Raw genomic sequence first — 23,866 nt, 5'->3', positions numbered from 1 at the left:
GTGTGAATGTACCCAAATTACGATTCCCTAATTTTAACGATAAATGGTCAAGTATTAAGTTAGATGAATTGCTGGAATTTAATAATGGTATTAATGCTGATAAAAATAGTTATGGAAAAGGTCGTAAGTTTATTAACGTTCTAGATATTCTTAATAATGAACATATTGTTTATGAGAATATTAAAGGAAGCGTAGAAGTTGATGCTAAAACTGAAAATAATAACAAAGTAGAGTACGGAGACATCTTATTTTTAAGAAGTTCAGAAACTCGTGAAGATGTAGGGAAATGCTCAGTTTATTTAGATGAAAAAGAGTATTGTCTATTTGGCGGGTTTGTAATCCGAGGTAAAAAAATTGCAGAGTATGAGCCTTATTTTTTAAAGTTAAATTTAGAAACCCCACTTATTAGACATCAAATTGGTTCGAAATCTGGAGGGAGCACTAGATTTAATGTCAGCCAAAGCATTTTAAGCTCCGTAGAAATAAAAATACCGAGTATAAATGAACAAAAAAAGATTTCTAAATTTATGGATTTGTTCAATAAAAAAATCCAACTCCAACAACAAAAAATTGATTTGCTGCAAGAACAGAAAAAAGGGTTTCTTCAAAAGATGTTTCCAAAAGCGGGTGAGAAACAACCGCAAGTACGGTTTGCCGGTTTCACTGACGATTGGGAACAAAGGGAATTTGGAGAAATTATAACTGAACGACGAGAAAAAACTAAAATTGAGAATGAGGATACCCTACTATCAAGTGCTATAGATGGAATGTATTTAAATTCAGAATTATTCAGTCACTTTAGAGGCGCAAGTAATATTGGCTATTTGAAAATTAGAAAAAACGATATGATTCTTTCGGCTCAAAATTTACATTTGGGAAATTGTAATATAAATCAAAGATTTGAACATGGTATTATTTCACCTGCTTATAAAGTATATAGTTTAGTTAATGTTGATGCCGCTTTTATGCATGCATGGATAAAAAAAGATTCAACTAAGCAATTTTTTGAAAAAGCTACTACAGAAGGTGCAAGTGTATGTAGAAAAAATATTGAATGGGGTACATTATATAGTCAAAAAATATATATTCCGATTTATAGTGAACAACAAAAAATTGGAGAATTATTCAATGTATTAGATAAAAGAATTCAACTTCAGCAACAAAAGCTAGAATTACTTCAAAAACAAAAAAAAGGCTTCATGCAACAGATGTTTATTTAAATTTTTAGCAAAGGGGTAGGAGGATGGAACAAAAGAAAAAATTAGGCTTCTTTTTTGGAGCTGGTGCCGAATTAGGATATGGTTTACCTTCGGGCGGAAGATTTGCATTAGATATATTTAAAGGCTCGAAAGAAGAAGATCGAGAAGCCTTTAGAGAACAACTAGCTAATATTGATTTGCAGTCTCAAATTGCTACTCAATGATTGCCTGAAAACTTCCAATCAAAAAGAATTAATGTATTCGGTAAAGGGAATTTTGAAGAAATCATTTCTTCAAGTTTAGAGCATCGTAGACAAAGTACACTAAAGTATCTTGAAAACTTTGATTCTAACATTGCTGGAATTTTAAATAATTGGGATATTGATGAAGATACTATACGTGAAATATTTTCCAAAGAAATTAAAATTGAAATCGGTGATAAATTATATTCTCAAGAAATTGCTTTGAATAAAAAGTTAGCTGATCAAGTTTCTTTGTTTGATTCGGAATATTTCTCTGCATTTTTAAAATTATTGGAATTGCAACCTAATAATGATTTGAAAAGAATTATTACAGCTTTTTTAGAGTTGCTTTTAGGAGCTTTAGGGCAAAACCTTGTATCTCAATTGAACGATGAATTGTTTGAGAAAGCGCCCACTACAGTAAATATATTTGACGATATTAGTGGGATTTTTAATATAAACTACTCTAGTGTCGGACAAGTTGGAATGGAAATTGTAATTGAGCAAACAAGAGAACAAGTGGATGAAAATACGGATATCAATAAAATATTTATTGAATTAGGAAAGACAATATTAGAACAAATTTATTGTCAAACATTGGACTATCAATCATTAATAGACAGTCATTTTAGATATTTATATAATCCAAAATCCCAATGGGCAAAGTTCACCAAAATTGCTGTATTTTTATATACTGTTCAGCGGTATATCAAGGATCAAACAAAGATAGATGAAACTAAAATTGAAAATGGTCCAGGATTTTATCATGATTTAATTACTATGCAAAACGATTTTGACCTACATGCAGTTGGGACTACAAACTATAATAACTTTATAATTGATATTTTTGAGAAGAATGATATCAAAGGTGTGAGTATATATCATCTAAATGGTGGTGTGCGAGATTATTATGACCCTTATAAAAATCGTATAATCAGTGATTTAAGTGAAGTGAATCCTACAGAGCAAATAGTTGTTCCGTTTATTTTTACTCAGAGTGGAGTTAAACCCCTTACATCTATTACCATGTCGCAAAGGTATGTTGAACTGTATGAGAAATTTAAAGAATGTGATTCTATTGCTATTATTGGATATGGTTTTAATGGAGATGATGGCCATATAAATGGGATGTTTAGAAGTTTAATTGAAGAAGAAAATAAGGACGTTCATATTTTTCATTATTCTACTGAAAAGGTGAATCAATCTTCTCTTCAAAGAATGTATAAAAATAAATTAAGAATTGATTCAACACAACATTTACATGTACATTTAATCGACCATCAAAGATACACTAAAGGAGAAGATTGGTTTAAAAGCTTATAAAATGATCAATCTTTTTTATAAAAACTCTAATATTTAAAAAATTAAACCCACCTATTTTGATTAATCTTTTTTCAAAATAGATGGGTTTCTTCTATTATAAAATCAGTATTTGTAGCCTTCTTTTGATCAAACTTTATTTTAATCCTACATTTTATTGTAGATTTGAAATAAAGTTGCACCGTTTTACCCCTTTAGATATGATTATCTAAAGGGGTGTTTTTATGTCGAAAAGAAAAAGAACATCCGAGATTGAACAGTGGGTTAAACAAGGTCGAGGGGTCGGTATTGGAGTAGATTATAAACCTTGGTTAAAGATTCAAGATGTATCTTCAAAGGGTCGTTCAACTCGTTTAAAAGGAATAAAAACAAACAGAAAGCATGAATTTCTGTCGGACTTGGAACGAAATTACTTTTATTTAACTGAGTATTCGAATTATATTGTTGCTGGCCGCAGAACAGATTTCGAAAAAATAGAGAAACTACATATGCAGTAAGGCTTGAAATGAAAAGAGATAAAGCAATTGAGCTATTACACTATGATAATTTATATGATTTCACTTTGGATATTATCGGAAATAATTCTTATTGATGACTTAAAGCAGAGTCAAAGGTTAATTACAGCTCATGAATCGGGAGTAAAAATAAGATTGCAAAAAATTTTTAAATATAACAACGTAGGTTTAAAAGTATTTGAAAAAACAATCGACCGAATAGAACGAATGATGAGAGGGATGGGAAAATGAGCGATACAAGGACCAAATTGATGCTGGATTTGCAAAGAATTGAGAAGGATAAGTATCAGTTACGCGAAGGTGAGCAGCATCAAGATTTCTTACCTTTGTTACTTCAATATATTGGCGATCCTCAGCCAGAATTACGGGATAACCTGATTTATCCGATGTTTTATATGTGGATTAAGGAAGAGAATAGGTTCAGTGGAGAGGAGTTGCGTAGCCTCTTAACTGTTCTGACTGATGAGAACCATTTGTTCTATAATATTGGCAGCGAGGATGATCAGTCAGTTTTTACAAGGACGTTTTCTGCCTTGCCTATCGCTTTGATTGTGCAACGCCACAGACAGAATCCATTTTTCAATCAAGCGGAAATTGAGCAATTAATGCATGCAATGCTCCGTTATTATAAAGAGGAGAAGGATCTGCGAGGTTACCTTTCAGTAGGAGGCTGGGCTCACAGCGCTTCTCACGGTGCGGATATTTTTGTCGAGCTGGTGCAGTGCGAGGAGAGTAGCGTCGCACTGCTGCGTGAGGTTCTTGTCGCTATTTCTGGCATGCTTCATAATGGTAGACACATTTTTAGCGATGAGGATGATGAGCGGTTGGTCAACATCGTGGATACGATGATTGACAAAGAGTTACTTCCACATCAAGAAATCGCTGATTGGATTAGCGGCTTAGCGCAATGCTGCAATTTGCCGAGAAGTCGGAGTCAGGTGATTGCTCGCGTGAACAGCAAGAATTTTTTACGCAGTCTCTATTTCAGAAGGGGACAAGATATCCGAGGGGATGAGCTTAACACTGTCATGCTTGGTACTGAGGCAAAATTGAACAGGTTTTCTATCAGTTAAAGGATTAGAGTGTGTTTCAATTTTCGTTTAGTTAAAAATGGCAGTCACAAAATTACTACTGTGACTGCTTTATAAAAGGTTGACCAAAGCCTTAGTTCTTTGTTTGACACCCTCTGGCATGTTCCTCCATTAAAGGGCGCTTTAATGGAGGAAATATCATAGAAATGATCAAACTTTTTTATAAAAGAATGATTCAATAAAATATATTAAGAGCGTGTTTTGATTAATCTTTTTTCAAAACACGCTCTTTCTTTTTGCTTGTTTATCAAGGCTATTAGTATTAATTTGATCAATCTTTATTCTAAAGCTACATTTATTGTTGGTTTGAAATAAAGTCGCGACGTTTTTAAAAAAGATGCGAAGCTTTACCCCTTTAGATACGATTATCTAAAGGGGGGTTTTTATGTCCAAAAGAAAAAGAACATCTGAAATTGAAAAATGGATTATGCAAGGTCGCGGGTCAGGAATTAGGGTGATTATCAGCCTTGGTTGAAGATTCAAGATGTTTCCTCGTTAGGTCGATCAACACGCTTGAAAGGGATTAAAACGAGCACCTTATATTTCCTCTTTTTGGTTCTTAAAAAATACATTTTCCACTTCACTGGCCAAAAGGAATATCTCAGGGAGAGCATAACAACCAATAATTTTCGTACTAGGAAATATATCTATTGCAGGTACTATATCGAAAATCTGGCCTCTTTAAATGTACTCTTAGCTTTTATAAATACAGCCCTTTTAGTTTTCGTCTAAAAGGGCTGTGCTGTTTACATGTTTAATTTAGTTTTCAATATCCAATATTTATTTCCGTTTATTGTAAATGAGAATTCGACCCATCCATTGGGATCTTCGCGATGAACGAATACTGATGTTCCTAATGCTAATGTACCTTGGTTGTTTTCTGTAACAGACTGACTTTTAATTACTCCATCAAATGAATAGGGTACAACGTAATAGAAGGCAGCTAGTTTAGCAGTTGCTTTCGTTCCCTGTGGATATGTTTTATATGGGATATTATTTGAGAGTGCGTCAACATTTAAGGTATTTGGGTTTTTAGGTAATTTTTTTGCATATAAATAATCTTGCTTTTGGAAGGGTTTAATACGCTCCATAATTTTTGCGATTTTGGTAGACCATTCTTGATCTGTTGAATACATAACATTCATACCTTGCAATGTTGGACCATAGTAATATGATCCATTTTTCTCTAAATATTTATCTCTTACATAATTGGCATTATAGGCAATGCTATCACCGAAGGTTGGTAAATATTTTGCATATTTAAACGGATCCTGATCATAAGCGCGCAAACCAAATAGATTATGTTTGCGATATGCGATTTCAGATTTACCATATCCGGATTCTAAAATAGCATGTGCCGCTAAATAAAGTGCGTTAACACCATACTGAGCTTGAGCTGCAACAAAGTCGTTTCCATGTCCAATTAATGGGCTATCTGGTTGGTACTTTTTAATGTCAGCATCAATTTCTTTACCAGTAACATTTGAAGCATATGTTAAATCAAGGTTTATATATGACGTAGCAGTAATATTATTTTCAGGAATCCAAGTACCGCTGTTATTGAAATAATACGTTGTTCCGTCAATAGAAGCGAATCCAGTTTGCATAACACCATTTAGCTGTAAATAGTACCATGTACTCCCTTCTTGTAGCCAACCCGTTTTCATCGTCCCATTTGAATTTAGGTAGTACCACTGGTTACCGTCGAGAAGCCATCCTGTTTTCATGGTGCCATTAGAGTTTAAGTAATACCAAACTCCGTTATCAAAAAGCCACCCTGTTTTCATAGCGCCATTAGAGTTTAGGTAATACCAAACTCCGTTATCAAAAAGCCACCCTGTTTTCATAGCGCCATTAGAGTTTAGGTAATACCAAGCTCCGTTATCAAAAAGCCACCCTGTTTTCATAGCGCCATTAGAGTTTAGGTAATACCAAGCTCCTTTATCGAAAAGCCACCCTGTTTTCATAGCGCCATTAGAGTTTAGGTAATACCAAGCCCCGCTATCAAAAAGCCATCCTGTTTGCATGACTCCGCTTGAATTTAAGAAATACCAATTATTATTGTTTTGTAACCATCCTTTTTTTACAGTTTCATTTGTTTTAATTGCTGTATTGTAAGTTGATACAGTTTCAGCCATCCCTTTTATAGGAATAAAAAGTATGCTTGATGCTAAGATAATTGATGCAGCTTTTTTTAACATTTCTTAATAATACTCCTTTTAGTAGTTTGTTAGTTTCATATTAACCAAAGTACTATTGTAACAAGGGAGGAGGAAAAAACAAACAAATATCATAAAAGTCTAATAAATTACTGTTAAAATAACTTTATATGAGTAGTTTCATATAATTGTTAGTAAAGTGGAATGTAAATAGAAGTGAAAAGGAACAGTGATTGAGAGACGAGCATAAAACTAGAAAAAGTTGACTTATACAGTCAATTTTTTATTTTGAGGGTGTTGTAAAATTCATACATATTCAAAAATAGATGCATAAAAAAATTCGTTTTCTTGGAAAAATGATACCATCAAACTATCCGAAGAAAGGACGAATTTGCTAGTATAATAACCAATTTTGATATTGAAAGTAACTGTTATGTACTTATTACTGTCCTAGTGGAAGAAATCGAAGTATTGAAATCATTAGCCTTTGGAGCAGGGTTATTAAATCATGTATTAAAAATATTGAGGTGGAGTTTATCTGAGATACTATAATATGATGAAGGGCTTCTAAATCTAGTATTAGGAATCTGAATGAAGTTACATATCATAGATAGAGAAGATCCGTCTCCGTCGAATGTGGGTATTCAGTTAAGGATTTTTCATTTCGTTATAAAGGAAAGTACGATGTACTTGACGTATCTTTAGAGATGTAACTATAATTGTTACGATTCGGATTTTATAATGGAAAGGGTGAATGATGTAAGTGAATGAAAGTAATCATGATGTATATAAACCTGTAAGAGTAAACAGGTTATGGATGATTCTTGTATTAGGGACACTCACAGCAATTGGGCCATTGTCCATTGATATGTACTTGCCCTCGTTACCAAAATTAACGGATGATTTACAAACGAATGCTTCTCTTGCTCAGCTTACTTTAACAGCTTGCTTACTAGGGCTTTCGGTTGGACAATTATTTGTTGGTTCAATTAGTGATATTTATGGACGGCGCAAACCGCTTATTATTGCTCTTATTATCTATGTTACATCTTCTTTATTGTGTGCCGTTGCACCATCTATTTGGAGTTTAGTTCTTTTACGTTTCTTACAAGGAGCTTCAGGCTCAGCAGGTATTGTTATATCACGTGCTATGGTACGTGATATGTACGCAGGTTCGGAGATGACAAAGTTTTTCTCACTGCTTATGTTAGTAAACGGAGCAGCGCCTATTTTGGCTCCGATTATTGGAGGACAATTGTTACAGTTTACATCATGGCGCGGGGTCTTTATCGTTCTTGGAGTGATAAGTGTATTTATGTTAGTATCCGCTATTTTTGTATTGCGTGAGACATTGCCTCTTGAGGAGAGAGAAACAGGTGGTTTAGCAGGAACATTAGCGATATATGGGAATTTGCTGAAAGATCGCTTATTTATGGGGTATGCTTTGTCGCAAGGCTTAGTGTCAGCAGCAATGTTTGCTTATATTTCGGGCTCTCCATTTGTGTTGCAAAATATATACGGGGCATCACCGCAAGCATTTAGTTTATTCTTTGCGATTAATGGTATTGGGATTATTATTGCTAGCCAAATTACTGGACGTTTAGCGGGGAAAGTAAATGAGACAACATTATTTGTAATGGGCGTCGGAATTGCAGCTGTTGGTGGTCTTTCTTTACTTCTTATGATTGTACTAGGAGCAGGGTTGATTGGTGTTTTATGTTCGTTATTTCTTGTTGTATCAAGTGTTGGGGTTGTATCGGCAACAGGTTTTTCACTAGCAATGAGAAATCAAAAACAAGCTGCAGGAACAGCATCAGCTTTACTTGGTCTACTACAGTTCATTTCTGGAGCGCTTGTTGCGCCTTTAGTTGGGATTGGAGGTAGTAACACAGCACTTCCTATGGGAATTGTGATTGCCCTATGTGAAGTGGGAGCGGTTTTATGTTATATCTTTATGGCAAAGCGCAGTGAAAGACAGTTTGTACTTCGGGAAAAGCAGGATATAGAGGCATAAGAATACTAAAAAAGAGCTAATTCAAAGTATATTTTGAATTAGCTCTTTTTGTTATTTTCTTGGAGCAGCTCATACATATTATTCATGATTGCATCGTATAAAATAGCTAATTTATCCCAAACCCATCGATTTGAATCAACCTCTTTTTCACCGCAGTCAATAATATCTGTATGGTCCGTAATTCTATAAGCTCTTTCTACAATTATCGGAGCAATTTTTGGTATACGAGGAATAGCTTTTAAAATATCTGCAAAATTTCCGATATAGACATGCCCGATGATTTCAATTGTTAGTGATTCATCAGATATGTTTAGGGCGGTGTTGTATTTGTCTATATGCACTTGTTTTAAGTAACGGGCAAGTCTAAGTGGAGCGGTTCTCTTCTTTAATACGCGGCGAAGACTTTCTGTATTTTTGATATGGAGTGATCTTTTACGAATAAGAACGGAAAGTTCTTCTTCCATAAACATCATTTTGTTGTACATATATATTATTAGTCTCCTTTTTTCTAAATAAATGGATAATGCAACCTTAGGTAGGGATGCTTCATTCATATGTAAGTCTAGCATGCTATGTTCCAGATGTGTGCTTACAGTTTTGTAAGGTGCAGAAGAAGAGCTGTGAAGATTCTGGGCGTATAAAGTGACGATACTGTGACAAAAATGGTGATATGTGTATAAAAGTACGGTCATAAGTGTAAAGTTTGAATGGTTCTCGTTATAATAGCAAGTGGAGATAAGTAGTAGATGTAGACAAAAGGAGAGTAAGAGATGAAGAAAGTGTGGAGTATTGTCTTGCTTGGAGGAATGCTTCTTTTAGCAGGGTGTAATGGAAATAAGGATACAAAAGAACCGAAAGAAAAAGTAGAACAATCGGCAGAGCAGAAAGAAGATATGAGAGTATATCGTGATCTGCATAATAAGTATGATGAGAAAATGAACAAAGAGTTAAATGAAGCGGTAAAATTATGGGAAGAAGCGAAGGAAAAAGGGGGCAAGGCACTAGTATATCCTAAGTTTAAAGAAGATGTACAGAAAGTAACCACGAGTATGTTAACGGATATCGATCATATACGCAAAGAAATTCGTGTACCGAAGTCAAAAGAACAAGAACATGAGCTATATGTTGGCTTCTTAAATGAGACAGAACAAGCAATGAAAAAGTTAGAGAAATTAGCGAAAGATGAAGATTCGGCGTTAATTCGTGATATAGAAGTTCATTTTTCAACAGCTTCAACGTACTATAAACGCTTTCAAAAAGAAGCACAAAAATAACCTTGCAATGCGCAAGGTTATTTTTTCTTTTTCCCGTCCCCGTCCCCGTCTTCATCTTCATCTTCAGCTACTAAGACTTTTTGCTCTTCATGAAATTCTGAAATTGTTTGCCCAGTAATGTTATCGAATGGAGTATAAAAGGAAGTTATATTTTTCTTTTTTATAAATAATTTATAGAAGCCTATGATAACTAATATTACGATTGTTAATGGTAATCCTATAACTGCCATAAGTAATGGATCCATCGTAGCTCTCCTTTCTACATAGAGAGCATTCTATTTGTCCTTTGCCTTAGTATAAAATAAAAAAGAGAATTCCTTTAAATATAATCCAACTGCTGCAAAAGCGTTGTTAGAAGAAGGTATGAAAGAAGAAGATATTATGTTTACAGAATATCCTTTAATTCCGATTATGTTCCCGACAGATTCTTATTTGCAAAAATTATCCGTATCTGGTTTAGAGTATATGATTAGTTCTGAGCCAAGCTTACGACATGCGAAAAAGTAAGCAAAAAATAAAGAAGTAGGCATTTGCCTACTTCTTTATTTTACTTCCTTCTTATACTCTTTCTTCGTTCCATCTGAGAACACAACTTCTAAGTCGAATTTTTGGTAGTCTTTATCAAGTTGGAATACGTCTACCACTTGATCAATTACTTCTTGATCAGGTGTATTTTTATCAAATGTTAACTTTTGTAGAAGTGGACTTAGTTTGGCAATAGCTTTGTCACTCGTTAGCTTTACATCTGTCTTGTGATCCTCAATCTTTCCTTCCATCTTTTTGTCTGCACCTTTACTTTTGTACTCCGCTTCATAATCTTTCTTCGTATCTTGGTAGTCTGCATTTAAGTGAAATTCGTTAAAGTTAAGTTTTAAATCTTGAGGTGCTTCATTTTTAGCTTCGTCCGTTGTTTTCTTATCAGAAGTTGGAGTTTCCTTTTTTGGTGCAGTACAACCTGTTAGCGCAGGTACTAGCATAAGTGCTAATAAAACTGAAAGTAAAATTCTCATAATATATTCCTCCTTAGTGTATCGTTCCTTCCATACAAGTTTTTCCCAATTTCATGTAATTATGTATGTGCTCGAAATAAATTATTTCCCGAAACGTACGCTGCAAATGGTTATTATACAATAATATTTGGTGGTGGAAATTTAAAGGAAAATATTATCTCTCTATTATTTATAATTGTTATTACACAAATTTTAGCTTTCATCGCTGTAGGACTATTATCTGTATTAAAGGGAAAGAGGCATTTAGTAAAAGAAGCATAAAGAAAAAGGGCATCCTTTTGGAGGATACCCTTTTTCTCTTGTAATCGAAGCTTTCGTTAAAATTAACTTCTATAAGGCGAGATTAATTCTCAACCTTTGCCCATTTGAAGTTAAGTGGTCCTGCAAAATCAACTTCAACTATTCCTTTTACATAAGAACGTTCTAAGTATGTTGTTCCATTTTGATAGAGAGGAGAGATAACAGCATCTTTAAATAAGATTTTTTCTGCCTGTTTTAAAGCTTCCCAACGTGCTTTTTCATCACCAGCAAAATCAGTTTTTGCTTTTTGGATTAAATCATCAAATTCTTTATTAGAATAGTGATCTAAGTTGTATGAGTTATCAGTTGTAAATAATTCTAAGAATGTAATCGGGTCAGCAAAATCAGGGCTCCAGCCATCAACAGCAATATCATAATTTCCTTGTAGCAATAATGTGACTTGTTGTTTACGTGGTTGAGGCTTCAAGTTAATTGTTAAGCCTTCTAGATTTTTCTCTAGTTGTTCTTTTAAATATTCACCAGTTTTTTTCGAAAGGTCATTATCGCTTGTTAATAATTCAATTGAAATTTTATCAGAACCTAATTCTTGTTTTGCTTGCTTCCAGAATTTTTGAGCATCTTTTGTATTTTCTTTCGTTAAATTGCCATTCTCCTCACGGAAATCTTTTCCAGTTGGTCCCTTTGCAAAGTTTTTTGGAACTAGAGAATAAGAAGGAAGAGAGCCATCATTTAAGAGAACATTTACAAATGCCTTTTTATCTATCGATTTATCGATAGCTTGGCGGATATTTACATTTTGTAACGTTTTATTTTTTTGATTCATTCGTACGAATTGTACACCAACATCTGGTCGTTCTTTAAAGTTACTATCTTTGCGATATTTATCAACAAGATCAGATGTTAAAGTAAGTCGATCGATTTGTTTTGATTCATATAAATTAACGGCTGTTGAATGATCTTTGACGATATTAAAATTAATTTCTTCAAGTTTCACATTATCCTTATCCCAATAGTTGGTATTTTTCTTAAACTTAAAGCTTTGTTCATGTTTCCAATCACTTAATGTAAAGGCTCCATTATAGATAAGCTTATTATCTTCTAATGCATATTTATCACCTTGTGATTTAAAGAATTCTTCATTAATCGGTAAAAATGTTGGGAATGCCGTTAAGCTAATGAAGTATGGAACTGGACGCTCTAATTCAACTTCAAAAGTGTGGTCGTCGATTGCTTTTACACCAAGTTGATCAGCCGAAAGCTCTTTACTATTAATCTTTTTTGCATTTTTTATATCAAAGAATAAAAAGGCATATTCAGAAGCTGTTGCTGAATCAACTGCACGTTGCCAAGCAAAGACGAAGTCCTTCGCTGTTACGGGTGTACCATTTGACCATTTGGAATCTCGTAAATGGAATGTATATTTTGTTTTATCCGGACTCACTTCATGAGACTTTGCAACACCAGGCACAGGTTTGTTTCCTTCACCAAGGTTATATAGACCTTCAAATACGTTTCTCATTACTTGACCAGAGTCAGTATCTGTAGCGCGTGCAGTATCCATTGTGCGGATTTCTGTACCAGCAGCTAAGTTCAATACTTGTTTATCAGGTGCTTTATCTTTTGCTTTTGCTCCGCTTGCATCGTCTTTATAGTTACCGCATCCTGTTAATAAAATACTTGCTCCTAAAACAGATGCGACAGCAGGTACAAATTTCTTTTTCATGTAAAATTCCTCCCTAAATTGTTTGGGTATTAAAAAAATAGTTAATGAACAACTTTGAGGGAAAGAAAAAATCCCTCTTTTCTTATCGAGAAAGAGGGATTTTTGTTTACAAGGCATGTGCCTGTATATAAACGAAGTCCCTCATTCTATCTTTCAAGCATAATGCTTGCAGGAAGTGGCACAGTATTCAAAGTGAACCTGTTGCCGAGGTTTCAAAGGGCCAGTCCCTCCACCTCTCTTGATACAATGAGTAAACATAGTAATTTGTATTAATTTTTTTGTTTCTTTGATTATTCAAAATCTTACACCCGGATAAATGAACTGTCAATGAAATGGAATATGGTTTAAATTTTCAGTCTATTAAATAGGGATATAAAAAGAAAGAGCACTGTGCAATTGCACAGTGACTCTCGTTTTTAAAAATCAAAATTATCAGGGTCTGGACCAACGCCATCTTCATTTTTGTATATTGCCGCTGTATCGATGCTGCGGTATCCATTTTTAATAGCTGCTTTTACAGAATCAATTACTTCTGTGCCATCTTCAACTTTAAAAAACACCTAAGCCAAACCAAGGCGTTTACACCGTTATGTAATGTTGTGTAAGCTTGTGAATTTCATATTAATTCCCTCTAGCTTTTTTATTGGTTGCTTCAATTGCTTGATAAATAATCTTCGAAAAATTATTTTCATATAGAACTTTTAAACCTTCTGCAGTTGAACCACCTGGTGTTGTCACTTGTTCACGAAGCATAGCTGGATCTTGTTCTTGCTCAAGCATAGCAGCAGAACCAGCAATCATTTGGATAACAAGATGTTTTGCTGTTGCTTCATCGATTCCATAGCTTTTTGTTGTTTCAATTAAACCTTCAGCAAAATGGTAAAGGAAGGCAGGTGCACTTCCAGTAACAGCGGTCAGCTGATGAACTTCTTCTTCCGTGCATAGCTGTGCTGTACCAATCCCCTTTAAGAGTAGTTGTAAAGTTTCTTGATGTTCAGCATTTACGAACTGTCCCATTGTATATAGAGAAATAGACTTTCCAATTGTCGCAGCTGTATTTGGCATAATCCAGGCAACAGGTGTACCTTGAGGAAGTTTTTCTTCTAAGTAAGATGGACCAATCCCGGCAGCAACCGTTACAACAAATTGATTGGTTAGAAGAGGAGATAACGCTGCTAATAATTGTTCATGTGCAGCTGGTGGCATCGCCAAAACAATGGTATCAACAGTTTTGATATGTTGAGTCCAATCACTCGTAATGGAGGTATTATATTTTTTCTCTAATTGTTTAAGCTTTTCTATGTTACTCCGATTGGATACGATAATTTTTTCAATGTGTTCGTTACTTGTTTTGAGAAGTCCAGCAAAGATTGCTTCTGCCATACGGCCAGCACCAATAAATAAAATTCTATGTTTCTTTAGCATATCTTTTATTCCTTCCTGATTAGAATAGGGTATAAAAAACGATAACATCTTTGAGAGATCTTTGTAAAAAGAAAAGACTTATATGAATTTGCTATAAGGATTAGTATATGCCATATTAACTTTTATAGTAATTTAGCTATTGATAGGTTGGTAAGAGAGCATCTGGTCATGTTTAAAAGCGGATAGATTGCCAAGCTAAAGCAGAGAGAAAACGAGTGAAAGTCCCCTTTTGTTTGTCATAGCGGTAATTTAAATGTCTAAAGATCAAATTACACAGATAGATTGGAAAGAAAAGTGATTAAGGAATAGAAAACCCTCTGAAGCATGTATGCTTCAGAGGGTTTAGTAATAGATTGTGTAATTATGCTTTTGTCATACCAAGTAAAACAGCACCGCCGATAATTAGGACACTACCTAGTGCAATAAATCCCATTTGGCGTTTCGTTTTCTTTTCTCCTAAGAAGACAATCGCACCGAATGTAGAGATAACGATGCCAGTTTGAGATAATGGGAAGCTTGTTGCTACTCCAACTCGTGGTAAGGAAAGAAGTAAGAATAAGTTTCCTGTTCCCCATAGTAAACCAGATAATATGTTACGAACTGCATATTTGTTAAACGGTTTATATTTAGATGTCAGTACCACTGCACCAACAAACATACCGACTGCTTGCGGTAAAATAGCAGACCAACCATCGATATTGTACCAACGAATGATAATTACATATACAAGGTAACCAAAAGTAGAAACAATTAAAGTTAAAAGCCCTTTTTTCAGTTGTCCCGGTGGCTGTGCATTTTCTTTATCATCTAGTGAAGTAAAGACAACACCAATTACAATTAAAAGGATTGCAATCGTTCCCATAATAATCGTAGTAGTAGTAGTCCACTCATGGAAAGCGATAACGCCAAAGATAGAAGTCGCAACAAGTTGCATCCCAGTTGAAATGGTTACAGTTGTTGAAACACCTAGCTTTTCAACAGTTTTTAATTGGTTTGCTTGTCCTAAAGCCCAGAATAGACCTGAAATAAAACCGACGATTAAGATTGTCATAGTTAAAGCCGGTTGAGTAAATATATACATAATTGTTGCAAAGAATAAGGCACCAATTGTCATACCTAATGTTTGGCTATATGCACCGCCGCCCATTTTTACGCTTACTAATAAGACGTTTCCCCATGCAATTGCAGGAAGAAGCGCTAATAAAATGTCCATTACAAGACTCCCTTCACTTTTCTATATCAATATAATATAATTTAATTTAATTTCGTTTTAACGATTGGTAATTTCCCACTTAGAAAGTGGAAGATTACCGATTGTTAAAACAGGATGAAGAATTTACGATATAAATGCGGTTTCATTTCTTCATTTTTTCAAATACCTAAATATAATAACAGGAAAGTACCTATTTTAGAAAGTAAATTCAAATAGAATGTATATTTCTACAAAAAATAAAATTCTGTTATTTAATCTCATTTTTTAAGCTTAGTAAGACCTTATCTCAAAAGTCAGCAAAAGCTAATCAAAGTTTTATTTTATCAAAATAAAAAAAGACCTCAAATTGAGGTCTTTTTTAAATGGGGATGGGGGGAATAAAGTTACTTAGCTCTTTTTAAGAAATGGGGAGAGGGGGACAATCTACTTCCCATTGGCTTTACTTTATAACTTAATTATATGGAATGTGGGAAATAGTAACTATCGAATTAGCTTACAATAGGATTACAATTTTGTAAGGTTGGGATAAAGTGAAACTTTAATCAATGGGGTTTTACAGCACTCGAACAGCAGGATAAATTGTTTCATTCTACAAAACAATTTATTTTTCGGGAAATAAAAAAGCAGCTTTTGTCGAAAGCCGCTTTAAGAAGTAGTAATTCTTTTATTAATTAGCTGGATGCACAATAAGAATAGGAGTGACATACCGACTGTTATGATAACAAGCGTCCAGGCGAGCTGCATGTTACTTGCGTCAATCGCCATATAAATGGCTGTAGGAATTGTTTGTGTTTTTCCTGGAATGTTACCAGCAAACATAAGTGTTGCTCCAAATTCACCAAGTGCACGTACAAAGCTTAATATCATTCCACTAAGTAGTGCGGGGAATGCAAGCGGCAATGTGACATGTAAGAAGACTTGGTGTTCACTGGCCCCAAGATCACGGGCACCGTCTTCAATTTGCTCGTTTGCAATAGAAAAACCTGTCTTGGCCGATTGATACATAAGTGGGAATGAAACGACTGTTGAAGCGATGACAGCAGCCCATGATGTAAACATAATAGAGTGTTGAAATAATGATTCAATCCACTTACCAACTGGGCTGTTATTCCCAAAAATAATAATGAGAAAGAACCCAATAACAGTTGGCGGGAGCACCATCGGTAATAGAAAAATGGTTTCTAATAACACTTTATAGCGCCACAAGGAGCGAGCTAATACTCGTCCAATAATTGTGCCGAAAATCATAACAATAATGGTGGCGAGTGCAGCTACTCGTAAGGAAAGAAAAATAGGCGGCCAAAGTGCATCAAATGCCATGGTAGTTAAGATAGAATTGTAAATCCATATTTTTTAAAGATAGATTGTGCCTCTTTTGACTGTAAATATTCATAGAATGAAGTCGCCTCTTTCTTATGCTTGGATTCTTTTATAACCCCTGCTGGATAGTGGATCGGTTCATGAGAATTAGTTGGTGCTGCATTTGCAATTTTTACTTTGTCTGAAATGAGAGCATCTGTTTTGTATACAATTCCAGCATCTACATTTCCTGTTTCTACATATGTTAACACTTGGCGGACGTCTTTTGTAAATACAATTTTGTTTTGGAGGTCATTCCATAGATTTTCATGCGTAAGTGAAGCTTTTGCATATTTTCCGGCTGGTACAGATTCAGGTGTACCAATTGCTAGTTTCTTCACTTTTTCTTCTTTTAACTCTTGAAATGTTTTAATGGAACTTTCCTTTGGAACGACTAAAACAAGTTCATTTCCAAGAAGATTTTTCCCCTCTTTTTCATTAATAAATCCTTTTTTTACAAGCGTTTGAAATTTATCTTCTGCTGCAGAGAAGAAGATATCAGCAGGAGCCCCTTGTTCAATTTGCTGCTGAAGTGCACCAGAACCACCAAAGTTAAAGGAAAGCTTTATGTTTGGTTCTTTCTGTTTATATTGTTTTTCAATTTCTTTGAAAGCATCCTGTAAACTTGCAGCTGCAGATATCGTAAGTTCAACTGTCTTTTCTTCTTTAGCAGTCGTTTTTTCTTTTTTTTCTCCACTTGTGCAAGCCGAGCTAAATATAAGAAGGAAAGAAAGCATGAATACCCCAATGTACCGTAATGTAAATCTGTTCATAAATATAATCCCCTTTCTTTTCACCATATTAATTATAACTAATTATATTTAATTATAAATAGATATAATTAAATATAATGTGAAATAAATCACTTTTTGAAAAAATAGGAGAAATTTTCTTTCTTTGTTACAATGAAAAGAGAAAGTGAGGAATCGTCTATGGATCATCATTCCTACACAACGGAAGAAGTAGCAAATCGATTAAAAGTCTCAAAGTTAACAGTGTATGATTTAATTAAAAAGGGTGAACTACCTTCCTACAGAGTTGGTAGACAAATGCGCATCGATGCAGTGGACTTAGAACAATATATTAAGCAAATGAAAACAGGGAAAGTACAAACTGCTTCTATGAAACTAAAGGAGAAGAATAGAGAATCTTCCTGTGTAATTAGTGGACAAGAGTTAACATTAGATATGCTAGCGAAACATCTTGAAAGATTTTTAACAGGCTCTAGTATGCTCCGGGCTTATCAGGGGAGTTTAATGAGTTTAATTAAAATGTCTCAAGGAGAAGGAAGTATCGTTAGTTTACATTTGTTCGATGGAGATACAGGAGAATATAACATCCCATATGTAAAACGAATTTTAGTTGGACAGCCATGTATTGTGATGAACTTATTAGCGAGAAATGTTGGGTTTTATGTCCAAGAAGGAAATCCAAAAGGAATACAAAAGTGGGCTGACTTGAGTCGTTCATCGATTCAATTTGTGAATCGTGAAAAAGGATCGGGAATTCGTGTACTAGTAGATGAACAGGTGAGAATTCAAAATGTAGATAAAGCAAATATTCGAGGATATAATTGGGAAGAGTCTAATCATCTTGGTGTTGCCTCTCAAATTGCTAATAGGAAAGCTGATGTCGGCATAGGAACAGAAAAGGTAGCACAAATTGTGAATGTAGATTTTATTCCACTTATGGAAGAACAATATGACTTAGTAATCTTAAAAAATAAAGAAAATGAACAACTTATTGAAGCAGTAAAAGAAATACTGCAATCGACAGAATTTCAAAATGAACTACGAGCAATTGGTGGGTACGATATAAGTAAAACAGGTCAAATTATATATGAAACAAATTGAAAAAGCTGCTTGTCTATGGACGAGGAGCTTTTTCTCTATATAAAGGGGTTAGGGGAAACAAGTTTATAGGACAAGACCTTGAGCAAGTGCGTAAATAAATGCTGTAAGAAGAGCTGCGCCGCTTGCAAGTCCGATAAAGTCTAATTTGTTAAAAGTAATGTTGTTCATAGTTATCTCTCCTTATTTGTTTAATGTAGTAGCAACCGCTTTTGCATCGACAAGAGCGGATAACACCATACTCATTGTATTTACAAATCTATTTGTTTTCATTTTGTTCATCATGCGTATCCGCTCCTTTCCGAATTGTTGTTGCCCTTGTTTCTGTCTTAATTATATGAAATACGACCAGGAGTAACTATCGAATTAGCTTACAGCAAGATTACACCTTTGTAAGAATTAATTTTTGAAAATTGTCACTTAATTTTATTACCAACTACTAAAACTTAGTGTTATAATTGTTGTAAGGATATAATTAAACTTTGGATATTGAGAAAGGAACGAAACGAATGTATAAGCTAATTACATTTTTGTTGAAATATATATTTAAAACGCTTGGAAAAGTGGAGGTTCAAGGAAAAGAAAAATTACCTGAAGGTGGGCCGTATGTTATTGCTTGTACGCATACGAGTTTTATGGATGTTTTAATGCTGGCAGCTGGGATGTACCCAACGGAAATTCATTATATGGCCAAAAAGGAACTGTTTGAAAGTAAATTTACAAATTGGTTCTTTAAGAATGTAAATGCTTTTCCGGTAGATCGCGCAAATCCAGGGCCAAGTACATTGAAAATTCCATCCCGTTTATTAAAAGATGGGAAAGTAGTAGGGATTTTTCCAAGTGGAACGAGATCGACAGAGGATGTTTCTTTAAAAGCAGGAGCTGTTACGATTGCAATGCGTTCTAATGTTCCTTTAGTACCAGCAGCTTATGTTGGGCCATCAAGTGTAAAAGAATTAATTAAGGGGAAAAGAGCACAATTAATTTTTGGTAATCCGATTCAAGTTGAAGCGGGAGAGACAGTGGATCGAAAAACGGCTATGAAAATGATGACGGATCAATTAAATACAATGTTTGAAGAATTAACAGAGACATTACAACAAAATAAAAAATAGGAAAAGACGACCGGGCATAGACGGTCGTCTTTTCTATTACTATCTATATAAAGGGGAAAGGGGACAAAAAATTATAGAAGCGTAGCAGCATAAATGAAAGCTGTAAGAAGAGCTGAGCCGCTAGCTAATCCGATAAAATCTAATTTGTTAAAAGTAATATTGTTCATCATACTCTCTCCTTACTTATTTAATGAATGAGCAACTGATTTTGCATCGACAAGAGCGGATAACACCATACTCATTGTATTTACGAGTTTATTTATTTTTATTTTGTTCATCATGCGTATTCGCTCCTTTTCGAATGGTTGTTGTTACTTTCTGACCTAATTGTACGAAATATAGAGGGAAGTCACTATCGAATTAGCTTACAGGAGGATTACACTTTTGTAAGGAAACTGAACATCTATGTAAGGATATAAATATTTGACAAGGGATTATGAAATTCGTACGTTAAAGAAAGAGGTGAGCACATGACAAATATTAGAGATATCGCAAAGCTAGCAGGTGTGTCCGTTATGTGCCATTACATAGCGGATTTTTTTGAGAATTTTTTTTGACTGGAAACGCGTTTCATACTTTATAACTGAATTATACCGGTTATGTAGTAATCCAGGGATTCTTTTCAAGTGTTACGACAGTGAATAGAATTTGGAGGAGTATTGATGGATGAACTATTATTGAATGTGAGAAAGTATGTAGAGCCTGATGAACAAATCTTGTCTTTTATTGATATTGTTGTAATTGTAGGATCGGTATTCATTATTGGGCAAGAAAAAGCAATGTATACGCTCGTTGCAGTATTTATCGGAGCAAAAGTAATCGACTTTATTGTAGAAGGAATTAATACGAAAACAGCAGTTACGATTATATCTAGTCAACCAGATTTAATTCGTGAAACGATTACGAAACATATGACACGGGGTGTTACTGTTTTAGAAGGTCGCGGTGGTTATACTGGAAAAAATAAAGAAGTACTATATGTCGTAATTAATAAGCAAGAGCTTGTAAAATTAAAACAAGTAATCAGTAATGTAGATGAAGATGCATTTGTTGTTATTCACGATGTACGAGATGTACTTGGCGGTGGTTTTAAAGCAAGCTAAAAAGATGAACGAGGGGATTCGTTCATCTTTTTTTATTTTATAATTTGGGGAAGGATCTTCATTAGTTTTTCTTTTATTCGTTTTGCAAAGGATGGATTTTTACCAGAAGTTGATATGCTTATAACATATTCGTCATTTCGAATGATTGCAGGTGTATGAAAGGATGACTCTGTGCCATCACTTACGATATTAACCCATTGAAAATCATGTGCAGCTTGTTTGACCATCATATTTACATCATGATGATTTGTTGCAGCATAGATGAGATGAGCATCTTTAATATCTTCTTCTGTAAACATTTTTTCCTTCCATGTAATATAGGTGAGATTCTCCATTTCTTCACAAATATACGGGCTCACAATCGTGACACGAGCTCCTGTATTCTTTAAACCAGCTGCCTTTCGATATGCAATTTTTCCACCACCGATGATCACAACCGTTTTGCCTTGGAGATTACACATAATTGGATAAATGTTATACATGTACATATTCCTCCATTCGCTCTAATAAAGCAGATTTCATGTAGGAATCAAATTGAAGACAATTACAAGTTGTAACGTTAGCATATTTTTTTGCATGCCGATTTATTTTCTGAAGTAATAACCCAGTGAAGAGAAGATAAGGCATGACATATACATGCCTTGCGTGCGATGACTTTTCATTGAGTTCATCAGTAAAAGAAGGTGTTCCTTTTGTTAAAAAGGAGCAGGAAACCGGCAAGCAGAGTCTTTGCTGGGCAGCTGCACCAATTTGTCTTAATTCATGTATAGGCTGAGAATCACTGCTACCACGGCCAACAAGTAAGATTTCACTATTTGGCATTGGCATAGCTTCACGTATTCGTTTTATGACAAGTTCGATCATAAGCGGATGTGTACTAAAAGGTGGTATAACTGAAAATGTAATGTGTGGATAGTGCTTTTTTATTTTCTCAATTTCAAAAGGAACATCACGTTTATAATGGGCCGCTGCAAATAATAAAACAGGGACAATTAAAATCTCAGTTGCACCTTCAGTGATTGCTTCTACAATCGCATCTTGAACAGTCGGTGTTGTTAGTTCGAGAAATCCAATTTTTTGGATATTTTCACTTCGCTCGTTTATAACAGACTGAACAAAGTGAATGAACTGTTTATTGCCTTCTTGTAATCTGCTACCGTGTCCAATATAAACGATGCCTTTCATTGTGTAAGCACCTCTTTCTCATTGATGATAGCTTGTAATTGATAATCAATGTGATGAAGTCCAGCTTTATTGGCATATTGTAAAGTTGGTTCATCGATATAGGAGAATGGTAAATTCAGAATATCTGTGAAGCCAAGGCGGTTTACTTCTGTGATAAACGTATCGATTGCAGCACGTCCTTCAAATACAATGCTATCCCATGTGAATTCAGTCAGTGTGCGTGAATGAACTTCATCAAAACGATGATCAATTGTATATTCGTGTGTCATGATATAAGAGCCAGCACCTATTTTTTCCTGAATGGCGGCAATTCGATTAATGTTTCGACCTAAATAAACAGTTGTTTCGTTGGAAAGTGTTGCAGGTAAGCTTAAAAGCCCATACTGCATAAGTGCCTTCTGTGTAGTGGCATTCATATACTGCAATGTTGCTTTTAAGGAGCGAATATCTTTTTGATGCTGCGCACATGATTGGAATAAGATTGCTACACTTTCAGCTGAGCAGAAAACAAGGCGTTCAGCATTAAAAATTTCACTAATCTGCTCAGGTGTTAATACATATTTTTGTTTTTTGAAAGTTGGTATTTGATATATTTCTGCGCCCGCTGCTTGTAACTTTTGCGCTAGTATACTTGTTTTGTTTGTTGCAGAGGCAAATAAAACTTTTTTTCCATGTAGTGGCTTGTGTTCTTTCCAGGCAATTTGTTTTCGTAAGGACACCACTTCACCAACAATTGTCATCGATGGATTTGAAATCTGTTCTTTTTTCACATCATCCACGATTGTGGAGAGTGTACCTGTAACAACTCGTTGTTTTCCAGTTGTACCCCATTCAATAACTGCTACTGGTGTATCTTTTTTTCTTCCTGTTTGTAATAAATTCTCGCAAATTACCGGCAAGTTTTTAACGCCCATGTAAAAAGCAATTGTATCGCTGTTTAAGAGGGAGCTGTAATTTACTTGGTCGCTAATTGCGCCTTTTGTATGACCGGTTAACAAAGTTACACTATTACTGTAATTACGATGGGTAAGAGGGATGCCGGCATATGCACTAGCGGCAATACTAGATGTAATCCCTGGAACAATCTCGTATAAAATGTTTTCTGCTGCTAAAGCGGCTGCTTCTTCACCAACGCGACCAAAAATAGATGGATCTCCGCCTTTTAAGCGGACGACCGTTTTACCTTCTTTTGCAGACTGAATTAAATGAGCGTTAATCATTTCTTGTCGCATAATATGATTTGTTGGCATTTTTCCGCAATAGACGAGTTCGCATGTTGGCTTTGTATAGCGAAGTAAAGTTTGATTTAATAAGCGGTCATATAAAACAACATCTGCTTGTTTTAGGCAATCTATTGCTTTTTTAGTAATAAGTCCTTCATCACCAGGTCCTGCACCAACTAAATATACGTATCCGTTCATCTCTACACCTCATCTATTTTCACTTGAAAGGAAGCCAAAAAGGGCTTCCCTGTACAAGTTACATATATATATAAATATCACCATCAATAACTTCTACTTCATATGTTTGGATACAACCATCATCAGGCTTTTGAACTTCACCTGTTATTAATGAAATTTTCCAGTCATGCAATGGACAGAAGACGAATTCTCCAGAAACAATTCCTTCGGCTAAAGGTCCGTTTTTATGAGAGCATCGATTTTCTACAGCGCGAATATCACCATTTGAAAGGCGAAATAAGGCGATGGATATATCCTTAATGCGCACTTCCTTACCGATTTGCACAGGAAGGTCTTCTGCATGCATTATTTTTATTTTTTCTTTAGTTTGCAACATGTAGATCGCTC

25 protein-coding genes, 4 pseudogenes and 1 riboswitch are annotated in these 23,866 nt (G+C 34.8%); of the genes and pseudogenes, 13 read left to right on the top strand and 16 right to left on the bottom strand.

Features of this window, described 5'->3' with window-relative positions; genetic code table 11:
- Positions 1 to 2 precede the first annotated feature (2 nt).
- The 7 genes and pseudogenes from MHH71_RS14995 to MHH71_RS14965 form a co-directional block, all read left to right on the top strand.
- Entirely contained in the window at positions 3 to 1,220 is a 1,218-nt protein-coding gene (locus tag MHH71_RS14995; RefSeq protein ID WP_006097135.1) for a restriction endonuclease subunit S, read from the top strand.
- 23 nt (positions 1,221 to 1,243) lie between these two features.
- Positions 1,244 to 1,423, top strand: coding sequence for a hypothetical protein (locus MHH71_RS14990; protein ID WP_006097134.1), 180 nt, complete (start codon positions 1,244 to 1,246; stop codon positions 1,421 to 1,423).
- Positions 1,424 to 2,764 (top strand): hypothetical protein, encoded by a 1,341-nt coding sequence (locus tag MHH71_RS14985; protein WP_006097133.1) that lies wholly within the window; start codon positions 1,424 to 1,426, stop codon positions 2,762 to 2,764.
- Between the two features lie 221 nt (positions 2,765 to 2,985).
- Positions 2,986 to 3,207, top strand: a pseudogene (locus MHH71_RS14980) (transposase); the annotation flags it as partial.
- Between the two features lie 78 nt (positions 3,208 to 3,285).
- On the top strand, positions 3,286 to 3,507 hold the full coding sequence (locus MHH71_RS14975) for a hypothetical protein (RefSeq protein ID WP_244268560.1): 222 nt from the start codon (positions 3,286 to 3,288) through the stop codon (positions 3,505 to 3,507).
- On the top strand, positions 3,504 to 4,349 hold the full coding sequence (locus MHH71_RS14970; protein ID WP_033799402.1) for a DUF2785 domain-containing protein: 846 nt from the start codon (positions 3,504 to 3,506) through the stop codon (positions 4,347 to 4,349). The genes MHH71_RS14975 and MHH71_RS14970 overlap by 4 nt, the downstream gene beginning before the upstream one ends.
- 403 nt (positions 4,350 to 4,752) lie before the next feature.
- Positions 4,753 to 4,905, top strand: a pseudogene (locus MHH71_RS14965) (heteromeric transposase endonuclease subunit TnsA); the annotation flags it as partial.
- A gap of 208 nt (positions 4,906 to 5,113) precedes the next feature.
- On the opposite strand, the gene MHH71_RS14960 reads toward MHH71_RS14965, so the two are convergent.
- Entirely contained in the window at positions 5,114 to 6,568 is a 1,455-nt protein-coding gene (locus MHH71_RS14960) for a glucosaminidase domain-containing protein (protein ID WP_327843403.1), read from the bottom strand.
- 775 nt (positions 6,569 to 7,343) lie between these two features.
- On the opposite strand from MHH71_RS14960, the gene MHH71_RS14955 reads away from it, so the two are divergent.
- Positions 7,344 to 8,540 (top strand): multidrug effflux MFS transporter, encoded by a 1,197-nt coding sequence (locus tag MHH71_RS14955; protein ID WP_240516923.1) that lies wholly within the window; start codon positions 7,344 to 7,346, stop codon positions 8,538 to 8,540.
- A 38-nt stretch (positions 8,541 to 8,578) separates the two neighbouring features.
- Here MHH71_RS14955 and MHH71_RS14950 read toward each other — a convergent pair whose 3' ends face one another.
- A complete protein-coding gene (locus tag MHH71_RS14950; RefSeq protein ID WP_033798554.1) occupies positions 8,579 to 9,025 on the bottom strand; it encodes a hypothetical protein in 447 nt (148 codons plus the stop codon).
- A 285-nt stretch (positions 9,026 to 9,310) separates the two neighbouring features.
- Between MHH71_RS14950 and MHH71_RS14945 the strand changes: the two genes are divergently transcribed.
- On the top strand, positions 9,311 to 9,814 hold the full coding sequence (locus MHH71_RS14945) for a hypothetical protein (protein WP_006093118.1): 504 nt from the start codon (positions 9,311 to 9,313) through the stop codon (positions 9,812 to 9,814).
- A gap of 17 nt (positions 9,815 to 9,831) precedes the next feature.
- Here the strand turns inward: MHH71_RS14945 and MHH71_RS14940 are convergent, their stop codons facing one another.
- Positions 9,832 to 10,059 (bottom strand): DUF3951 domain-containing protein, encoded by a 228-nt coding sequence (locus MHH71_RS14940; RefSeq protein WP_006093119.1) that lies wholly within the window; start codon positions 10,057 to 10,059, stop codon positions 9,832 to 9,834.
- A 121-nt stretch (positions 10,060 to 10,180) separates the two neighbouring features.
- Here MHH71_RS14940 and MHH71_RS14935 point away from each other — a divergent pair.
- Positions 10,181 to 10,321 (top strand): annotated as a pseudogene (locus MHH71_RS14935) (peptide-binding protein); the annotation flags it as partial.
- Between the two features lie 35 nt (positions 10,322 to 10,356).
- Here MHH71_RS14935 and MHH71_RS14930 read toward each other — a convergent pair.
- The 7 genes and pseudogenes from MHH71_RS14930 to modA form a co-directional block, all read right to left on the bottom strand.
- On the bottom strand, positions 10,357 to 10,824 hold the full coding sequence (locus MHH71_RS14930; RefSeq protein ID WP_003194504.1) for a YusW family protein: 468 nt from the start codon (positions 10,822 to 10,824) through the stop codon (positions 10,357 to 10,359).
- 343 nt (positions 10,825 to 11,167) lie between these two features.
- The gene (locus MHH71_RS14925) at positions 11,168 to 12,808 is read right to left on the bottom strand and encodes a peptide ABC transporter substrate-binding protein (RefSeq protein WP_006093121.1); all 1,641 of its coding nucleotides are present in this window, start codon (positions 12,806 to 12,808) and stop codon (positions 11,168 to 11,170) included.
- Positions 12,809 to 12,951: 143 nt separating this feature from the next.
- A riboswitch (SAM riboswitch) is annotated at positions 12,952 to 13,056 on the bottom strand.
- A gap of 195 nt (positions 13,057 to 13,251) precedes the next feature.
- Positions 13,252 to 13,403, bottom strand: a pseudogene (locus MHH71_RS14920) (aldo/keto reductase); the annotation flags it as partial.
- A 26-nt stretch (positions 13,404 to 13,429) separates the two neighbouring features.
- The gene (gene proC, locus MHH71_RS14915) at positions 13,430 to 14,233 is read right to left on the bottom strand and encodes a pyrroline-5-carboxylate reductase (protein WP_033798555.1); all 804 of its coding nucleotides are present in this window, start codon (positions 14,231 to 14,233) and stop codon (positions 13,430 to 13,432) included.
- A gap of 361 nt (positions 14,234 to 14,594) precedes the next feature.
- A complete protein-coding gene (locus MHH71_RS14910; RefSeq protein ID WP_003194497.1) occupies positions 14,595 to 15,446 on the bottom strand; it encodes a GRP family sugar transporter in 852 nt (283 codons plus the stop codon).
- 645 nt (positions 15,447 to 16,091) lie between these two features.
- Positions 16,092 to 16,766 (bottom strand): molybdate ABC transporter permease subunit, encoded by a 675-nt coding sequence (modB, locus tag MHH71_RS14905; RefSeq protein ID WP_006093124.1) that lies wholly within the window; start codon positions 16,764 to 16,766, stop codon positions 16,092 to 16,094.
- A gap of 5 nt (positions 16,767 to 16,771) precedes the next feature.
- A complete protein-coding gene (modA, locus tag MHH71_RS14900; protein ID WP_018767158.1) occupies positions 16,772 to 17,578 on the bottom strand; it encodes a molybdate ABC transporter substrate-binding protein in 807 nt (268 codons plus the stop codon).
- Between the two features lie 132 nt (positions 17,579 to 17,710).
- On the opposite strand from modA, the gene MHH71_RS14895 reads away from it, so the two are divergent.
- Positions 17,711 to 18,658, top strand: a complete 948-nt coding sequence (locus MHH71_RS14895) for a substrate-binding domain-containing protein (protein WP_003194491.1) — start codon at positions 17,711 to 17,713, stop codon at positions 18,656 to 18,658.
- A 63-nt stretch (positions 18,659 to 18,721) separates the two neighbouring features.
- On the opposite strand, the gene MHH71_RS14890 is transcribed toward MHH71_RS14895, so the two are convergent.
- Positions 18,722 to 18,826 carry a DUF3948 family protein gene (locus tag MHH71_RS14890; protein ID WP_016116987.1) on the bottom strand — a complete coding sequence of 35 codons (105 nt, stop codon included), beginning with the start codon at positions 18,824 to 18,826 and terminating at the stop codon, positions 18,722 to 18,724.
- A 338-nt stretch (positions 18,827 to 19,164) separates the two neighbouring features.
- Between MHH71_RS14890 and MHH71_RS14885 the strand changes: the two genes are divergently transcribed.
- On the top strand, positions 19,165 to 19,770 hold the full coding sequence (locus MHH71_RS14885; protein ID WP_026008688.1) for a lysophospholipid acyltransferase family protein: 606 nt from the start codon (positions 19,165 to 19,167) through the stop codon (positions 19,768 to 19,770).
- A 71-nt stretch (positions 19,771 to 19,841) separates the two neighbouring features.
- Here MHH71_RS14885 and MHH71_RS14880 read toward each other — a convergent pair whose 3' ends face one another.
- The gene (locus MHH71_RS14880) at positions 19,842 to 19,937 is read right to left on the bottom strand and encodes a DUF3948 family protein (RefSeq protein ID WP_018767156.1); all 96 of its coding nucleotides are present in this window, start codon (positions 19,935 to 19,937) and stop codon (positions 19,842 to 19,844) included.
- A 495-nt stretch (positions 19,938 to 20,432) separates the two neighbouring features.
- On the opposite strand from MHH71_RS14880, the gene MHH71_RS14875 reads away from it, so the two are divergent.
- The gene (locus MHH71_RS14875; protein WP_006093125.1) at positions 20,433 to 20,873 is read left to right on the top strand and encodes a YitT family protein; all 441 of its coding nucleotides are present in this window, start codon (positions 20,433 to 20,435) and stop codon (positions 20,871 to 20,873) included.
- A gap of 32 nt (positions 20,874 to 20,905) precedes the next feature.
- Here the strand turns inward: MHH71_RS14875 and MHH71_RS14870 are convergent, their stop codons facing one another.
- Genes MHH71_RS14870 through nirD form a run of 4 tightly spaced genes read right to left on the bottom strand, consistent with a single transcriptional unit; the run spans position 20,906 to position 23,855 of the window.
- Complete coding sequence (locus tag MHH71_RS14870; RefSeq protein ID WP_018781995.1) at positions 20,906 to 21,355, bottom strand: precorrin-2 dehydrogenase; 450 nt, start codon at positions 21,353 to 21,355, stop codon at positions 20,906 to 20,908.
- The gene (locus tag MHH71_RS14865; RefSeq protein ID WP_018781996.1) at positions 21,348 to 22,058 is read right to left on the bottom strand and encodes a sirohydrochlorin chelatase; all 711 of its coding nucleotides are present in this window, start codon (positions 22,056 to 22,058) and stop codon (positions 21,348 to 21,350) included. Before MHH71_RS14865 ends, MHH71_RS14870 begins: the two co-directional genes overlap by 8 nt.
- Positions 22,055 to 23,479: a uroporphyrin-III C-methyltransferase gene (locus MHH71_RS14860; protein WP_006093128.1), complete on the bottom strand. Its 1,425-nt coding sequence runs from the start codon at positions 23,477 to 23,479 to the stop codon at positions 22,055 to 22,057. The genes MHH71_RS14865 and MHH71_RS14860 overlap by 4 nt, the downstream gene beginning before the upstream one ends.
- Before the next feature lie 58 nt (positions 23,480 to 23,537).
- A complete protein-coding gene (gene nirD / locus MHH71_RS14855; protein ID WP_003194479.1) occupies positions 23,538 to 23,855 on the bottom strand; it encodes a nitrite reductase small subunit NirD in 318 nt (105 codons plus the stop codon).
- Between the last annotated feature and the right edge of the window lie 11 nt (positions 23,856 to 23,866).

This window comes from Bacillus sp. FSL H8-0534, from assembly GCF_038005885.1.
Lineage (GTDB): Bacteria > Bacillota > Bacilli > Bacillales > Bacillaceae_G > Bacillus_A > Bacillus_A pseudomycoides.
Note: the sequence above shows the minus strand (reverse complement) of the source record. Positions and strands in the feature narration are given on the sequence as shown.

What these genes read in the sequence shown, in the direction of transcription:
- MHH71_RS14885 (WP_026008688.1), top strand. Translation starts at nt 19,165, where the DNA reads ATGTATAAGCTAATTACATTTTTGTTGAAATATATATTTAAAACGCTT.
- MHH71_RS14955 (WP_240516923.1), top strand. Translation starts at nt 7,344, where the DNA reads ATGATTCTTGTATTAGGGACACTCACAGCAATTGGGCCATTGTCCATT.
- modA (WP_018767158.1), bottom strand. Translation starts at nt 17,578, where the DNA reads ATGAACAGATTTACATTACGGTACATTGGGGTATTCATGCTTTCTTTC.
- MHH71_RS14940 (WP_006093119.1), bottom strand. Translation starts at nt 10,059, where the DNA reads ATGGATCCATTACTTATGGCAGTTATAGGATTACCATTAACAATCGTA.
- MHH71_RS14890 (WP_016116987.1), bottom strand. Translation starts at nt 18,826, where the DNA reads ATGAACAACATTACTTTTAACAAATTAGACTTTATCGGACTTGCAAGC.
- MHH71_RS14930 (WP_003194504.1), bottom strand. Translation starts at nt 10,824, where the DNA reads ATGAGAATTTTACTTTCAGTTTTATTAGCACTTATGCTAGTACCTGCG.
- MHH71_RS14990 (WP_006097134.1), top strand. Translation starts at nt 1,244, where the DNA reads ATGGAACAAAAGAAAAAATTAGGCTTCTTTTTTGGAGCTGGTGCCGAA.
- MHH71_RS14910 (WP_003194497.1), bottom strand. Translation starts at nt 15,446, where the DNA reads ATGGACATTTTATTAGCGCTTCTTCCTGCAATTGCATGGGGAAACGTC.
- MHH71_RS14880 (WP_018767156.1), bottom strand. Translation starts at nt 19,937, where the DNA reads ATGAACAATATTACTTTTAACAAATTAGATTTTATCGGATTAGCTAGC.
- MHH71_RS14895 (WP_003194491.1), top strand. Translation starts at nt 17,711, where the DNA reads ATGAAAAGAGAAAGTGAGGAATCGTCTATGGATCATCATTCCTACACA.
- MHH71_RS14870 (WP_018781995.1), bottom strand. Translation starts at nt 21,355, where the DNA reads ATGTATAACATTTATCCAATTATGTGTAATCTCCAAGGCAAAACGGTT.
- MHH71_RS14945 (WP_006093118.1), top strand. Translation starts at nt 9,311, where the DNA reads ATGAAGAAAGTGTGGAGTATTGTCTTGCTTGGAGGAATGCTTCTTTTA.
- MHH71_RS14865 (WP_018781996.1), bottom strand. Translation starts at nt 22,058, where the DNA reads ATGAAAGGCATCGTTTATATTGGACACGGTAGCAGATTACAAGAAGGC.
- MHH71_RS14875 (WP_006093125.1), top strand. Translation starts at nt 20,433, where the DNA reads ATGGATGAACTATTATTGAATGTGAGAAAGTATGTAGAGCCTGATGAA.
- MHH71_RS14860 (WP_006093128.1), bottom strand. Translation starts at nt 23,479, where the DNA reads ATGAACGGATACGTATATTTAGTTGGTGCAGGACCTGGTGATGAAGGA.
- MHH71_RS14950 (WP_033798554.1), bottom strand. Translation starts at nt 9,025, where the DNA reads ATGTACAACAAAATGATGTTTATGGAAGAAGAACTTTCCGTTCTTATT.
- modB (WP_006093124.1), bottom strand. Translation starts at nt 16,766, where the DNA reads ATGGCATTTGATGCACTTTGGCCGCCTATTTTTCTTTCCTTACGAGTA.
- nirD (WP_003194479.1), bottom strand. Translation starts at nt 23,855, where the DNA reads ATGTTGCAAACTAAAGAAAAAATAAAAATAATGCATGCAGAAGACCTT.
- MHH71_RS14970 (WP_033799402.1), top strand. Translation starts at nt 3,504, where the DNA reads ATGAGCGATACAAGGACCAAATTGATGCTGGATTTGCAAAGAATTGAG.
- MHH71_RS14925 (WP_006093121.1), bottom strand. Translation starts at nt 12,808, where the DNA reads ATGAAAAAGAAATTTGTACCTGCTGTCGCATCTGTTTTAGGAGCAAGT.
- proC (WP_033798555.1), bottom strand. Translation starts at nt 14,233, where the DNA reads ATGCTAAAGAAACATAGAATTTTATTTATTGGTGCTGGCCGTATGGCA.
- MHH71_RS14960 (WP_327843403.1), bottom strand. Translation starts at nt 6,568, where the DNA reads ATGTTAAAAAAAGCTGCATCAATTATCTTAGCATCAAGCATACTTTTT.